General features: G+C 48.8%; 12 protein-coding genes. 11 read left to right on the top strand and 1 reads right to left on the bottom strand.

The window, feature by feature from the left end; genetic code table 11:
* The first annotated feature begins 3 nt into the window (after positions 1-3).
* From ACXAD4_RS10905 to ACXAD4_RS10895, 3 genes are read left to right on the top strand one after another with little or no spacing between them, the layout of a single operon-like run.
* Positions 4-1,044, top strand: coding sequence for an ABC transporter ATP-binding protein (locus ACXAD4_RS10905; protein ID WP_475241303.1), 1,041 nt, complete (start codon positions 4-6; stop codon positions 1,042-1,044).
* Positions 1,034-1,801, top strand: coding sequence for an MBL fold metallo-hydrolase (locus ACXAD4_RS10900; protein WP_475241301.1), 768 nt, complete (start codon positions 1,034-1,036; stop codon positions 1,799-1,801). The genes ACXAD4_RS10905 and ACXAD4_RS10900 overlap by 11 nt, the downstream gene beginning before the upstream one ends.
* On the top strand, positions 1,794-2,798 hold the full coding sequence (locus ACXAD4_RS10895; RefSeq protein WP_475241299.1) for a LacI family DNA-binding transcriptional regulator: 1,005 nt from the start codon (positions 1,794-1,796) through the stop codon (positions 2,796-2,798). Before ACXAD4_RS10900 ends, ACXAD4_RS10895 begins: the two co-directional genes overlap by 8 nt.
* Positions 2,799-2,853: 55 nt before the next feature.
* Here ACXAD4_RS10895 and ACXAD4_RS10890 read toward each other — a convergent pair whose 3' ends face one another.
* The gene (locus ACXAD4_RS10890) at positions 2,854-4,317 is read right to left on the bottom strand and encodes an SDR family oxidoreductase (protein WP_475241298.1); all 1,464 of its coding nucleotides are present in this window, start codon (positions 4,315-4,317) and stop codon (positions 2,854-2,856) included.
* 259 nt (positions 4,318-4,576) lie between these two features.
* Between ACXAD4_RS10890 and ACXAD4_RS10885 the strand changes: the two genes are divergently transcribed.
* The 8 genes from ACXAD4_RS10885 (at position 4,577) to ACXAD4_RS10850 (ending at position 15,214) form a co-directional block, all read left to right on the top strand.
* Positions 4,577-5,248, top strand: coding sequence for an ABC transporter ATP-binding protein (locus ACXAD4_RS10885; RefSeq protein WP_107298360.1), 672 nt, complete (start codon positions 4,577-4,579; stop codon positions 5,246-5,248).
* Positions 5,229-7,694, top strand: coding sequence for an ABC transporter permease (locus ACXAD4_RS10880; RefSeq protein ID WP_317521779.1), 2,466 nt, complete (start codon positions 5,229-5,231; stop codon positions 7,692-7,694). The genes ACXAD4_RS10885 and ACXAD4_RS10880 overlap by 20 nt, the downstream gene beginning before the upstream one ends.
* Positions 7,694-8,797, top strand: a complete 1,104-nt coding sequence (locus tag ACXAD4_RS10875) for a lipocalin-like domain-containing protein (protein ID WP_317521778.1) — start codon at positions 7,694-7,696, stop codon at positions 8,795-8,797. Before ACXAD4_RS10880 ends, ACXAD4_RS10875 begins: the two co-directional genes overlap by 1 nt.
* A 36-nt stretch (positions 8,798-8,833) precedes the next feature.
* The gene (locus tag ACXAD4_RS10870; RefSeq protein WP_317521777.1) at positions 8,834-10,171 is read left to right on the top strand and encodes an amidohydrolase; all 1,338 of its coding nucleotides are present in this window, start codon (positions 8,834-8,836) and stop codon (positions 10,169-10,171) included.
* Positions 10,172-10,244: 73 nt separating this feature from the next.
* Positions 10,245-10,877 (top strand): HAD family hydrolase, encoded by a 633-nt coding sequence (locus ACXAD4_RS10865; RefSeq protein WP_475241296.1) that lies wholly within the window; start codon positions 10,245-10,247, stop codon positions 10,875-10,877.
* A 295-nt stretch (positions 10,878-11,172) separates the two neighbouring features.
* Positions 11,173-13,344, top strand: coding sequence for an FUSC family protein (locus ACXAD4_RS10860; RefSeq protein WP_475242760.1), 2,172 nt, complete (start codon positions 11,173-11,175; stop codon positions 13,342-13,344).
* 58 nt (positions 13,345-13,402) lie between these two features.
* On the top strand, positions 13,403-15,004 hold the full coding sequence (locus ACXAD4_RS10855; RefSeq protein ID WP_475242759.1) for a TolC family protein: 1,602 nt from the start codon (positions 13,403-13,405) through the stop codon (positions 15,002-15,004).
* Positions 15,005-15,214, top strand: a complete 210-nt coding sequence (locus ACXAD4_RS10850; RefSeq protein ID WP_222550521.1) for a DUF1656 domain-containing protein — start codon at positions 15,005-15,007, stop codon at positions 15,212-15,214.
* Positions 15,215-15,231 lie beyond the last annotated feature (17 nt).

Raw genomic sequence — 15,231 nt, 5'->3', positions numbered from 1 at the left:
AAAATGACTAAATTAGCAATTAACAACCTAAAGAAAACCTACGGTGATAATCTGGTGATTCCAAATGTTGATTTGGGGATCAATGACGGTGAGTTTGTGGTGTTTGTGGGACCATCGGGCTGCGGTAAATCGACCTTGCTGAGGATGATCGCAGGCCTCGAGTCAATCAGTGGTGGTGAGATCAAGCTCAATGGTAAGTGCCTTAATGGGATTCACCCTTCAGAGCGGGAAGTGGCTATGGTATTCCAGTCCTATGCCTTGTATCCACATATGACTGTCGAGAAGAATATGGGCTTCCCGCTGAAGATGGCAGGTGTCGATAAGTCAGACATTAGCAACAAAGTCAAAGAGACAGCCCGCCACCTGCAGCTCGAGGCACTGTTGAACCGTCTTCCGGGGGAACTCTCAGGTGGACAGCGGCAGCGTGTTGCTATTGGGCGGGCGATAGTCCGTAACCCTGAACTATTCCTCTTTGACGAGCCATTATCTAACCTCGATGCCAAGCTTCGAGGGGAAATGCGTGTCTACCTCAAGCAACTCCATCAGCAACTCAATGCGACCATGGTTTATGTGACCCATGATCAAGTTGAGGCGATGACGCTAGCCGATAAAATTGTGGTACTCAACAAAGGTAACATCGAACAGGTTGGCGCACCGGAAGAACTATACAACCGCCCGGTAAACCGTTTTGTTGCCGCCTTTATCGGTACACCGGTGATGAACTTCCTGCCACATACTGCTCTGGGTATGATTGCACCGAATATGCCAATTCCCGAAGGAGTGAAAAGTATCGGACTTAGACCGAACCAGATAGTCGTAGATCCAACCGCTTATGATTGCGAAATGACCATCAATGTAGTTGAGCCACTCGGCCATGCCAGATTGTATTACGGTGAATTGGCCGGAGAAACCTTTGTCGTTGAAAGCGAATACGCATACGCTCAAGGTGACAAGTTACCATTGAGCCTGTCGAAGTCGGTTTGCCATTATTTTGATCAGAAAGAGCAAAGGATTGAACGGTCAGAGGTTGCCAATGCCGCATGACTTTTCTTTCCGGGTTGTCGGTAGCGGTGATGCCTATGATAGCGAACGAACTAATGCCAGCCTGCTGGTGCAGCAGTTCGATTTTTCGCTGTTGATTGATTGCGGGCCGTGGGTGCCTAAAGTACTTCTGGCGGGCTTGCTAGAGCCTAATCAATTAGATGCCATTTATATAACCCATAGCCATCCCGATCATTGTTCGGGGCTGACGACGCTGCTTAATTGGATGGATGCCAAAGGGCGCAAGAAGCCGCTGACTATTGTTGCGCAGCGAACCCAATGGGAGGTGCTAAAGCCTTTGGTTGAATTTGCCCATTGGCCCCGGGCAACGCTGGGTTTTGAGGTTGACTGGCTTGACAGCCTAAGTGTTGAGGCAATCGGTCCTTGGGCGGTTGAAGTCGCTCCGACTCAACATGCGGTGTCAAACCTTAGCGTGCAATTGAGGCTGCCCTCGGGGCAGGCGCTATTTTATTCCGGTGACGGTAAACTTCTGGAGCACGGAAGAAATCTGGCTGCACAGTCCGATTGGGTGTTCGTTGAATGCGAGACCTTGGCAAACCATCCTAGCCACGGCTCTTGGCAGGAAATAGAGGCTTATCTCCGCAAGCCCGGAAGTTCATGGTGGCTTTATCATATCGACCCACAATGTCGTGAGGTATTGAGGGCGCAGGCACAATCGAAGATCGGGTTGGATGTTGCTGAAGATGGATATATTTTTAAAGGCATTGCAAAGAAGGACTATTTAATATTCCATGAATAAAAAGGTTACAGCATTGGATGTTGCGGAATATGTCGGGGTATCGCGTTCAGCGGTATCCCGGGCGTTTACCGAAGGGGCAAGTATTAATGCTACGAAACGGGATGAGATATTAAAGGCTGCGCAAAAGCTGGGTTATCAGCCCAACTTTTTTGCTAGGACCCTGAGTACACCTGCACAAAAGGCCCGATCGAATTTGGTCGCGATATTGATAAGTGATTTCTCCAATCCTTATCAGTCCTATTTGTTCGAGACATTATCTACTGTGCTGCAGCGCTATGGTAAGCAACCCATGTTGCTCAATGTAAAACAAGCCGAAGACCTGGAGGCGGCATTGATGAGGCTGTCTGGTTATCAGGTTGATGGCGTGATTGCTGTGATGGGTTCACTACCTATCGAAAGTGTTGCCCAGTGCCAGAAATGGTCCCTCCCATTAGTCACTTTGGGACGTTCGGACCCTGCTGGAGAAAGTCCGTCAGTACAAACTGACAACTATTATGCCGGCCATTTAGCTGCCAACTATTTTATTGAAAAAGGACTTTCTCGAATTGGGTTTGTTGCCGGTAGAACGGATGGGCAAGCATCGAATGAACGTTTTAAGGGATTTTACGAGACGCTTTGCAAGAGTGGTATCAACGAGATTGTTCGCTTGGAAGCAGGTCGCTATGGTTATCGTGCAGGTTATGATATCGCGCAGCAGGAAGGCATGGCTTTGGGGCGGTTGGAGGGGGTGTTTTGTGCATCCGACGCATTGGCATTGGGTTTAATTGATTACTGCCGACAGGAGTTGGGCTTGGCTATACCCGGTCAGTTGAGTGTTATCGGGTGCGATAATGTTCCTCTGGCGGATTGGCAGGGTTACCAGTTGACTACCGTTGCCCAACCCGTCGAGGAAATTGCAGAGCAAGCCTATGTTTGTCTGGAGCAGGTATGGCAGGGCCAGTTAGAAAAAAATACCATAGTTCGAATCAAACCGGCCCTCATTGATAGGAAAACGTGAGGGGTGCAACCTAAATAATGATGATCAATTTTGATGGCCCTCTGAGGGAATAACCTTAAACCGTCTCGGTTTTCCCTTCTTGCGCCTTGGCCTGACATCGCTCGACCAGTGCATGGGTCATGCCCCTGAAAATAAACAGGTGGGCTGGCATCATGGCAAACCAGTAAAGCAAACCAGAAAACCCTGCCGGGTGCCACCATGCACGGATGTCTATTTCACGGTGGTCACCTTTGTCTTCTATAGTAAACTCCAAACGGCCAAGCCCCGGCGCTTTCATGCCAAACAGCAGGGATAAAAATTGGTTAGGGACGATGTTGATGACCTTCCAGGAATCAATTTTATCGCCCAGTTCAAGCTGTTCAGGATCGCGGCGATAGCGTCTGAGTGCATCTCCACCTATGACAAAGTCCATCCACTCACGGATCCGCCATAGATAATTGGCGTAAAAATAGCCTTCTTTGCCTCCGACGAGTTGCACCTGCCGCCAAAGTTGCTCGGTAGTGGCATCGGTTTTAAGTCGATATCCCGCTTGCTTGGGGTAATAACCGAAGCCAGGCTGCCAGCGGGCAAGCGCATCAGGGTCAAACCCCCAAATATCACTCCTGACGACTTCATTTTCGTGTCCAAGGCTTTCTTCTACTGCTTCGTCATAGCTAAGAAGCCGTTGGGGGATAAGAGACTGCAGAGCATTGCCATTGGCTTGTAAGTCATGACCTAGGCCCCCGATGAGCGCCTTAGCAATATTAGTCGGCACGGATGTGACAAGGTGTAGCCACCTTGCAGCGAACTTTGGTGTCAGGAAAGGAACCGCTAAGATCCGCGCTTTTTTACCGATATGTTCGCCGATAGTTCTTAGTTGCTGGGCGTAAGTAATGTTTTCAGGCCCAGCAACATCCATGATCTGATGTTTGGTCGGTTTGAAATTAAGCAGCTGCAGCAAATAATACAGCAGGTTACGAAGTGCAATAGGGGAGCTTTTTGAATACACCCATTTCGGTGTAATGAGCAGCGGGAAATGGAAAACAAAGTCTCGCATTACCTCAAAGGCTGCAGAGCCGGGACCAACGATAATACCTGCTCTTAATTCGGTGATGGGTTTTCCGCTTTCCCTGAGAATATCACCGGTTGCTTTACGGGCCTGAAGGTGATCAGAAGGCTTGCCGTCAGTAGGCTGTAGGGCGCCGAGGTAAATGACACGCTTAACGGTAGACTCTTTAAGGGCATCACTGAAGTTGTGTGCAGCCTCTAACTCAATATCAATAAAGTCATGACCATGGTTCATACCATGGACGAGGAAAAAAACACTATCGACACCTTCGAGAAGCTCGGGAAGTTTATCAGCTTGGTTGAGATCCAAGTGATGGATACTCACGTTTTCTAAGTTTTGCCAACCCCGTTTTTCTAACAATTTTAGGTTTCGGCCTGTTGCTCTGACTGTATAGCCCGCGCTGGCCAATTCGGGCACAAGATGGCTACCGATGTAACCGGACGCGCCGACGACTAAAATTGTTTTTTCCATAAACTACTGCTCCATGTAGCGGGTTAAAATGTTGGAAACAAAGACTGGTTTCCAAACAAAGGTATACAATAAAAATATACAACAGCAAACGGAGTTGTGTTGAGCGAATTTGTGAGGGGCATGTTCGGGCTTTGACGGAAATGTAGATCGATTGTAACGCATTAGGTGTATTTTATATCGATGTTCCGTAAAGGGCTTTATAGAACAATTGGTTTACTGTAAATTTCAGTTCAAAGACTTCCTATCTCTGGGGATAATAATGTTACGACTGGTTGACCTTTGCAAAGGCTATATGGATGGCGATGAATACCATTCAGTGTTGCAGGGTGCAGAACTGAATTTAAAGCAAGGTGAACAACTGGCGCTAATGGGAGAAAGTGGCTCTGGCAAGAGTACTTTGCTGAACCTGATCGCAGGGTTGGATACCGTCGATTCAGGAGAAGTATGGTTGGGTGATAAGCCCATACATACGATTTCAGAGCGTGAGCGCACTGCTTTTCGTCGTAACAACATTGGTTTGGTTTTCCAACAGTTCAATCTACTGCCGACATTGACAACGGCAGACAACATTCGATTTTGTCGCCAGCTTAAAGGGTTACCTGAAAAGCCTGCACTTTGGCGACAGATCATTGCCGCTCTCGACTTGATGCCACTGTTAGGCCGTTACCCTGAAGAGATGTCGGGTGGTCAGCAGCAACGTGCTGCAATAGCCCGTGCTTTGTATATGGAGCCGCAAATTCTCTTGGCTGATGAGCCAACCGGCAGTTTGGATGAGCGAAATGCAGCAGCAGTGATTAACTTGTTAACTAACCTAACGAAACAACTGGATTGTACTTTGCTATTAGTGACGCACAGTAAACAGGTTGCAGCCCATATGAATGGCTGCATTCGACTGCAGGGAGGGCACTTGCATGTCAAGCCCCGTAGCTAAAGCGCTCTGGGGACATTACAAGCGTCACCCTCTTCAAATTGTTCTTGTATGGCTGGGGTTAACCTTAGGCATTGCCTTGCTGGTCGGGGTAATGGGGGTCAACCAACAAGCCCGTGAAAGCTACCGTGACGGCGAGCTCCTGTTTTCTAATCCATTTCCTTATCGCATTCGTCACAGTCAACCTGCATTGAAAGTACCGCAGGGCTTTTATGTCCAGCTTCGCCGAGATGGTTTCAGCCAGTGTGTTCCGTTGGAAGAGCAGCGACTTCTGCTCGAAAACGGCCGCAGCATCGAAATTGTCGGTGTCGATCCTGTTGCGTTGTTTTCCAGCTTCCGCCGTAACACCATGTCGGGCAATGACGATCAGCAGCAGATGCTGTCTTTGATGGAGTCGCCATATCCTGTGCTAGTGGGTGATCAGCTCGCCAACTATATGGGGTTTAAAGACGGCCAGATGTTGAAACTGGATTCAGGCCGAACCCTTGGCCCTTTGCATGTCGTCAATGAAGAGCGGATAAAAGGGCCGAGGTTAATTGCCGATATGTCCTTGGTAAGGCAGCTTCAACCGGGCTCGGGGCTAACCGCCATCTTGTGTGGTGACCTAGATCCTAAGTCGCTCAAGCGGCTTGAAGATAAGTTGCCCGTTGCGCTCAAGCTTGAAAAGCAAGAAACCGCAGGGCTTGAGCCACTGACAGATGCCTTCCACCTGAACCTGTTTGCGATGGGAATGTTGGCGTTTGTGGTTGGCCTTTTTATTTTCTATCAGGCGATGTCTTTGTCGTTCTCACAGCGTCAGCCTTTAGTCGGATTAATGCGCCAGGCCGGGGTATCTTCTGGTCAACTGGTTCGAGCCTTGAGCCTGGAACTCATTGTTTGGATTGTCGTCGGCCTTGTTGGTGGTAACTTATTTGGTTTATTACTGGCTGAAAAGCTGTTGCCATCGGTCGCAGAGACGCTCAATGACCTCTATGGAGCCAATGTCAGCCTGATTGTCCGTTGGCAGTGGGAGTGGGGTCTGGCTTCAGTGCTGATTGCTGTCGGTGGCTGCCTGCTTGCCTGTGGCTGGCCTTTGGTGAGGCTTATCCGCACCCAGCCAGCCCGACTATCAAGCCGAATGTCCATAGTGCGCTTCAGTGGCCGTGAGTTTGCTTTGCAAGCGATTTTCTCATGTATGTTCATTGGTGCTGCGATTGCCGTTTATCAACTGCCGCATGGGCAAAAAGCAGGCTTTGTTCTTATCGCCTGTATTTTGATTGCGTCAGCATTGGCGATGCCATTTTTGCTGTGGCAGCTTTTCCGACTGCTGGGTGTGGTTGTACGATCAGCACGTCTGCGTTGGTTCTTCTCTGATGCAGCAGCAAGCTTGAGTTATCGTGGTGTGGCTTCAATGGCCTTCATGCTGGCACTGGCATCAAACATAGGTATGGAAACCATGGTCGGCAGCTTCAGGAATACCACTCAGACTTGGCTAGAACAACGCTTGGCTGCCGATATCTACATTCGTCCAGCGGTCAATATGGCTCCGAGAATGACCCAATGGCTGGAAAACCAAGACGAAGTGAAACAGGTATGGTGGCAATGGCGTAAAATGCTGCCAACTGAAGCAGGTACCCTGCAGGTAGTGAGCATTGGCGGTACCGCCGATGAGAAACAAGCACTTGCTGTAAAAGTTGCGATTCCTGAATATTGGCAGAAGCTTCATCACGACAGAGCTATTCTGGTCAGTGAATCCATGGCGTTGAAGCAAAACATCAAGCCCGGGCAGATTATCGACCTACCACCTCCACTGAATAAGCAATGGCTGGTGGCAGGGGTATTCTATGACTATGGCAATCCATATAGTCAGATCATTTTGTCGCAGAAACGTTGGAAAGCCGTCTGGCCCCATAAAGGGCAAGTCAGCTTAGCCATTCACCTCAATGACCATTCGCAGTCTACACAGATGATCCGATCCCTTGGTGAAACCTTCCGCTTACCACCGGAGAGGATCAGGAATAACAATGAGCTGATGCTGCAGGCAATGAACGTGTTTGACCGCACCTTCATTGTCACGGCAACACTTGGCAAGCTGACATTGTTTGTGGCGGTGTGTGGTTTATTCTTTGCTACCGTTGCGGGTGAGACATCGCGCTTGAGGCAATTTGCGCTGCTGCGGTGTATGGGAATGACCGGGCGAGAGCTCGCTTTGCTGGGCGGTGGCCAATTACTCATGATTGGCCTTCTGACAGCTTTGATTGCCTTGCCGTTGGGGTTGGTGTTGGCTCAGCTGTTGATTGATGTTGTCTTGAAGTACTCATTTGGCTGGACTATGCCAATAGAATACTTCCCGACTAACTATCTGTTCTCGTTGGGGTCCGCTTTAATTGTGTTGTTGCTAGCAGGTGCATGGCCTGTTTGGCGCTTGGTAAAACAGTCGGCAATTATGTCACTTAGGGAGTCGTTCTGATGAAGGGAGCGAGCTTTCCTCGTTGGTATTTGATTATTTCGGTCATTGCTGTTGCTACAGTGTTGGCTCTGCTTAGTTACGATCAAGAAGAAATCAGCGATAGCCCATCTGTTTCCATGATGGCGGACCCTGATAATGCACAATTCGCCCCTGTCGAGCCGGGCTATCAGTTTCATTTTCCCCGAGATCATCTACCGCATCCGGACTTCCGTGCCGAGTGGTGGTATCTGACGGCAAACTTGCAAGCTGAAGATGGTGAGCATTTTGGCTTGCAGTGGACTTTGTTTCGATTCCGTTCGACGACTGAAGAAGGACGGGGTTGGGAGAGCCCACAGCGTTACATGGCACACTTAGTTGTAACCGGTAAAGATAAAGTGTGGTCTGCTGAGCGTTTTGCTCGTGGAGGCATAGGCCAAGCAGGGGTATTAGGCCACCCGTATCGTGCTTGGCTAGATAACTGGGAGTGGCGATCCTATTCTGATTCGCCGTTTCCTGGTGTGTTGTCATTTGAAGATGCCAGTGGCATGGAAGGAAAGTTAGCTATCCAGCAAACCGGTGCTATCGTGCTCCAGGGGGAGCAGGGCTATAGTAAAAAGCATGCAACGGAAGATATTGCCTCTTACTACTTCAGTGCGCCTTTTTTGAATATTGAAGGGCGTCTAGAACTCGACGGTAAACAATATACGGTGAGTGGTGATGCATGGTATGACCGCGAGTGGAGTAGCCGTGGACTTGCCGAAACCCAGCTGGGGTGGGATTGGTTTTCTATCCACCTTGATGATGGAAGTGCATTAATGCTGTACCAGATCAGGGAAAAAGATGTGCGACCGTATTATTTTGGCTCGCTAAGCTGGCCAGATGGTACAACAGAAGTATTATCAGCGGATGATTTTCAGTTGTCACCAATAACGTTCTCGACCTATGGTGGAAAAACGTATCCGATTGTGTGGCAGGTAAAAGTGCCATCTAAAGATATTGAGCTTAAAGTGGATGTGGTCCGAAAGGAGCAATGGCTACCGTTTATCTTCTCTTATTGGGAAGGGCCGATAACGGTTTCAGGGAGTCACACTGGACAAGGATTTATGGAGCTGACTGGCTACTAAAGCCAAGGCTTTGTAAAAAATAGTAGGAACAAATTAGTGTCAAGTAACTTGCAATTCGATGAACAGACGCTGTCACAGCGTTTGATGAATCATCGCCGGGAATTCCATCGCTACCCGGAAGCCGCATGGCGGGAATTCTTCACGACTAGCCGAATCGCTAGTCACCTCGAAAACTTAGGCTATTCGCTGCACTTCAGTGATGAGATCATTCTTCGCTCCTCGATTATGGGACGTGATGAAGTGTTGGTTGCTGAAGCACAGGAGCGAGCAATCAGCTGGGGCGCAGATATTACCTATTTGGCCCACATGGATGGGATCACTGGAGTTGGCGCTGTATTGGATACCGGTAAGCCAGGTCCAGTCATTGCACTGCGCTTTGATATTGATGCCGTGGAAGTTATGGAAAGTGAAGAGGATGCACACCGACCACGTTTCCTTGGCTTTGCTTCGCTAGCCCCTGGTGTTGCCCACGCCTGTGGTCATGATGCCCACGCTTCGATTGGTTTGGGCATTGCAGAGGTATTGGCTGAAAACAAGCATCAACTGAAAGGTAAAATTAAGCTTCTGTTCCAACCTGCCGAAGAAGGCTGTCGTGCCGGTAAGGCGATTGCCGAGAGTGGCTGGCTGGATGATGTTGATTACTTCTTTGCCGCACACATCGGTATGAATGTGCCAAGTGGTACTTTGGTTTGCGATCCCCAACACTTTTTATGCAGCTCTAAGTTTGATCTTCACTTTACGGGAAAACCAGCCCACGCCGGTATCGAGCCAAATGCGGGCCAAAATGCCTTGGCAGCGGCCTGTACCGCAGTCAGTCAAATGTTGGCGATCCCGCGTCACCGTGACGGTATGACCCGTATTAACGTCGGGCAGATGCATGCAGGGGACGGGCGAAATGTGATCCCTGCCAGTGCAGTCCTACTGGGAGAAACCCGCGGCGAGAACCGCGCTTTGAACTCATATATGTTCCAGCAGGTCGAGAATATTGCCGAGGCGGCAGCCATGATGCACGGAGTGAAAGTAAAACTGTGTGCTCAGGGTGAAGCGATCGGGCTGGAAAACGACGCTGAACTTGTCGAACTGCTTGAATGTATTGGCCTGGAAAGTGGCTTTAGTGAAGTGGTTCGAGAAAAAGATTTCGGTGCCAGTGAAGATGCCGGCTATTTAGTTGATCGAGTGCAGTCCCGTGGCGGTAAGGCGATTTATTGTCTTGTCGGCTCTGACCTAACTGCAGGGCACCATAACGGTGACTTTGATATCGACGAGAGCCGTATGCTTCCTGCAGTAAAATTGTTGCTTAATGCGGTGAACGCACTGCAGCAACCGCCACTGGTGGAAGAGCCGATAGATGAGTCGTCGATAACAAGTAGTTAATTTTGAGCCCCAGTCTTTCACTGGGGCTTTTTGTATCTGGGGATCTATTTACATATAACACAGGGAAGAGAGAATGAAATACGAGACACTCATATTTGACTTGGACGGTACTATCAGCGATCCCAAGCTGGGAATAGTACGCTCAATGAACCACGCTTTAGCTGCGCATGGTTATAACACTCGTAGTGAAGAGGAAATCGCCCGATACATAGGGCCGCCTCTTGACCAAACCTTTATAGAGCTTGTTGAATCCCGCCAATCTTCATTGATCCTTGACCTAGTGGATACCTACCGTCAGCGATATGCAGAAATCGGTTACGCGGAGAATCACTTGTATGCAGGAATTAGGGAATCTCTCGATAAGTTGAAACAACAGGGTAAATACCGACTGGGTGTGTGTACCTCCAAGCGAGCCGATTTTGCCAGTCAGATCCTAGCGTTGTTTGATTTGCATGATCATTTTGAATTTGTTGATGGTGGTGACGTCGGGATCGAAAAGTGGCAACAGCTTCAGGCGTTAAAACAGAAAGGAGTGATCTCAGATAAGTCATTGATGATTGGTGATCGCTATGTAGACCTAACCGCTGCTCACCGCAATGGTCTGGAGTCTGCAGGGGTTTTGTGGGGCTATGGCTCAAAAGCTGAGCTTGAACAGCACTCACCGCGTTTCTTATTTGCCGAACCCAATGAGTTGACTCAGTTATGAGTGGAGTCTCAATGCTGCACGAACTGTTTTAGAGGGCTAACAGTTCGATAGATAAGACAAAAATTTGCTGCGCTTTATCAAAAACCTCCTAGGATTATTAATTATGCCAATAGGGGCATAACCGTCCTTACAGGGCGCATTCTAGGGGCGCAGCTTGAGCACTACCAATACTCAAATACTTCGCATCAGAGATAGGTTGTCGGTTTTCCAATTGAGAAACTGGCTGGTTCCCTTTTGCCTCAATGACAAGTTCAAATTTGCATTTAGGGTTGCCGTCAGCCTGACCCTCGCGTATATGATTCCCATGGCGTTGGGATGGACGCAACCCTCAACGGCGGCAACAACAGTCATGCTTATTGCCTCTACTGGCAGCCGCCGAGAATCACTGGCAAAAGGCACGCTACGAGTGTTAGGTACTATCGCTGGCGGCATCATCGGACTGATATTAGTTGGATTATTTGCCCAAGACCGATTGCTGTATATGTTGGCGGTCTCCTTGGTGATTGTGGTTGTCTTCTATATCCGTTCTGCCTACCTTAACGATCCAACTCTATTTATGCTGACCGGCGTCATGATCCTCATGATGTACAACGGTGGTGATCCCGAAGGGGCGTTTCTCTATGGTTTAGATCGCACTTTTATGACGGTATTTGGTGTTGTTGTGTATACCCTCGTTGGCGTGTTTTTATTCCCGCCAAAGGTTGAGCAGAACCTGCGGCAACTTGGCGATAATTTAGCTTCAGCACAAAGGGCGCTATTTGAAGCGATGAGCTTACCGCCCCAGCAACCTCAGGAGCCTCAGGAGCCGCAACAGGAGCTGAATGCAGACGATCTAGAAGAGACAGCGCAGATTGATGATGCTTCTGATCAAGAGCGAAAGAGTGAGGTAGAAGAAGAAGTCCCTCCGACCTTAGCTGAACTGAGCAAGGCATTGTTTGCTGCCCAGCAGGCCTTTGAAACCAGGTATCAGGCTCTCAACAGTGAGTGCAGTGAGATCTCGGCTTATAAAAAAGAGTGGGATGGCACAGTCGCTTTATTTAGCCAGATCACGGAAATACTTCTGTTCGCGGCGAAAGATCATTCACGATCCGGAGGGCATCCGGTTGATTACCTGCGTAACTTTGATGAGCTTCGATCAGAAGTGATCCAGCTATTTGACAGGTTGCCAGATGCTTGGGAAAAGCAAGATGCCCATGCTCCTCAACCTCTGGGGGATGTCGAATATGATGGTGAGAAACTGAAACAGGAAGGGCATTTATACCGTGGTGAAGCATTATCATCGGGTTATCTATTTAACCAACTCAGGGAGCGATTGACCAAGCTTGAAAGCTGTATTAGCAGTATTGATTCACTAACCGGTAATGTGGGTTTTGATTTACCGCCATTAAAATGTAAGCCAAATTTTAACTGGTGGGATGCCGAAAATGCTAAATCGGCTGTAAAAGTGTTCGTAACATTTTGGGTTGCTGGTACATTTTGGATTCAGTTTAATCCGCCCGGCGGCTATAACTTCGTTATCTTCAGTACCTTGTTTGTCTCGATCCTCTCTTTCCTGCCTTTCCACCCAGTCATGCTGTTCATTCTGTTTACGTTGGGGTTTGTCTTCTCTGTTCCTGCCTATGTATTTCTGTTGCCGCAATTGACGCTGGGAGCAGAGCTGGCGGTATTCATTTTCACCTATACCTTTGTTGGGTTCTATGTGCTCAAAGGCCCAGTAACTATCTTCTTTTTATTAGGCATGTTTACCCTCGGTATAGACAACAACATGGTTTATCACTTCGGTATCACCCTGACGATTGTCACCTTGTTCTATATGACCGTTTTGTCTGTGGTGATTTCGTATTACCTGCCATTCTCAAGTCGCCCCGAACATCTGCTGCTGGTATTCCGAGAGCGTTTTTTCCGCCATGCGACAGGAGTGATCCGGTTGTTGCAGGCCGACAAGTTATCGCTGTGGCAAAAGCTACAGCTGGTCTGGCGGATCACCACCATGGTTGTTGCACTAAAAAAAATGCAGGTGTGGGGATCCAAGTTCAAAACAGACCCATACCCGTCAGTGACCGGCGAACAGCTTGGCAGTTATATCGAACAGTGCGACTTGTTTCACCATCACTTAATGACGTTCATTAAGGCTCGCAAGAAGTTGGATGATAATCCGCTCCTTGTCGAGGCCAAACAAGGTAACCGGGATACGGTGGTCCCAGCATTGTCGCAGGCATTGTGGCAGCTAGATTCTTCTGGTGTTGAAGCGCTAAACAGCGAGCATTTGAAACAAGACTATCAAGCTTTGGAAGCAAAGCTGGATGAATACTTTTCACATCTCGAGTTAGAGAAGTATTCAAATTCAGACATTGCGGGTTTCTACATATTCCTAAACTTGAAGAAAAATATTTTTGAATCATTGCTCCAATGCAAGCAGGTGAGTGATGAGGTTGCTTGGGGCGAACTGCAGATGAAGCGGTTTTAGGGGGCGATGCGTGGGAAGTAAGATCAGCGTTTGTATAACAGTTATGTCCTTGCTTGTCATGTCAGGCTGTACAGTGCTGGGCCCGAAATTTGAAGGTGTCGCACCGGCTACCTTGCCTACGTCATGGACAACATGGGACCTTGATCGGAGCAAAACTAAAACAGCACGCTGGTGGCAGCAGTTCAATGATCCTGTGCTCAATGAGTTGGTGGAGAAAGCCAGCCAGCAGAATCTGGATTTGGAAGCTGCTGGGCTACGTATCTTACAGGCGAGGACGGCTGTTGGTGTCGCTGAGTCGTTCCAATTCCCTCAACGACAGAATGTGTCGGGCAGTGTGGCGAAAATCTATCAAAACGAAAACACCTTCGATAACGCTTCATTGAGTTTCGATGCTGCCTGGGAGCTGGATGTATGGGGGCGTTATGCGCTGGGTGTCGAATCAGCCGAAGCGACCTTGTACGCCTCTATTGCGTCCTATCATGATATTCTGGTGACGATCACCTCGGAAGTTGCCCGTAACTATATCAATTACAGGACATTTCAGGAGAGGGTACTGTTGTCTGAGCGCAATATTGAGATCCAGCGCCGGGTAGAGAGGATCACCGAGATCCAGTACGAATCAGGGGATGTGACCGAGCTCGATGTGCAGCAGGCTAGAACCCAGCTATATAACACCGAATCGGCGTTGCCGAGTTTGAAAATAGGCATGATGCAATCGCGCAATGCGATAGCTGTGCTGCTTGGGATTTTGCCTGAACAAGCCATGGTGCTGTTAGACAGCCCTTGGGTCAATGCCAAGGTAAAAGCCTTTGATAACAAATACGAAGGGACTCGCAGTAGCCGATTGACCAGCGATTACGATCAGTATTCACTGATCCCGGCAACCGTTCCTATCAGCACCCAGATTGAAGCTGGGCTGGTGCTGCGCCGTCCAGACTTGCAGCTTGCAGAGCTTCAGGCTCATGCCCAAAGTAGTCAAATCGGGATAGCAGAAGCTGATCTCTACCCGCAGTTTTCCTTGTTTGGGGTTATTGGCCTTAACAGCACCGTACCGGCCGGTAACGACTTTAGTTTCAGTGACTCACTAAACTTAACGCTTGGCCCATCATTTTCCTGGAACATCTTCCAATACGGCCGGGTAGAAAGTTCTATCCGTGCCCAAGACGCACGCTTTCAAGAGACACTAACCAATTACAACAAACAAGTGCTGCTAGCAGTACAAGAAGTCACTAACGCCTTGGAATCATACCGGCTCAACCAAGTTCAGAAGAAGTTGGCCTTTCGTTCTGTAGATGCTTCTGTACGGGCCTACAACATCTCTTTGACCCAGTATGAAAATGGCCAAATCAGCTTCGAGCGCTTGCTCAACTCGCTAGAGAAGATGACCAGAAGCGAGGATGCCTATGCAGTTGTGAAAGGGAATGTCGCCAATCAAGTAGTGGCGCTTTACAAGTCATTGGGTGGAGGCTGGGAGGCGGAGACAGGGCGCTCATACCTCAATGATGCAATTCGTTCACAGATGGAGAGCCGCAGTGATTGGGGGGAGATGCTCGAAGAAACGCAGTTGCCGGTTTTAGCGCCAAGCGAGGTGCCCAAGGCGAAGTCGCCTTTTGGTGAGCCTATTGACCCGGCCAAGCAAAGTTACCCAGGAGGTCCATAAATGGAAGTACCACACGAACTGTCCTGGGGAGACGTGTATTACTCACCCTTTTTGCTTGTCATCATCTTGTCGGTAATAGCGACTTGGATAACTGTGGTGATTTTGAATAAGACCCGCTTATCAAGGTTGATTGCGTATCCATCGATGACATTCATTGCTATTACGGTGCTCTATACCGTGGCGATAGATGCTTACTTTATCCAGTTTTAGGTGTGCCAATGAAGAGT

Source organism: Photobacterium sp. AWH4_225, assembly GCF_056158405.1.
This window is presented reverse-complemented; position numbering and strand designations above follow the sequence as displayed.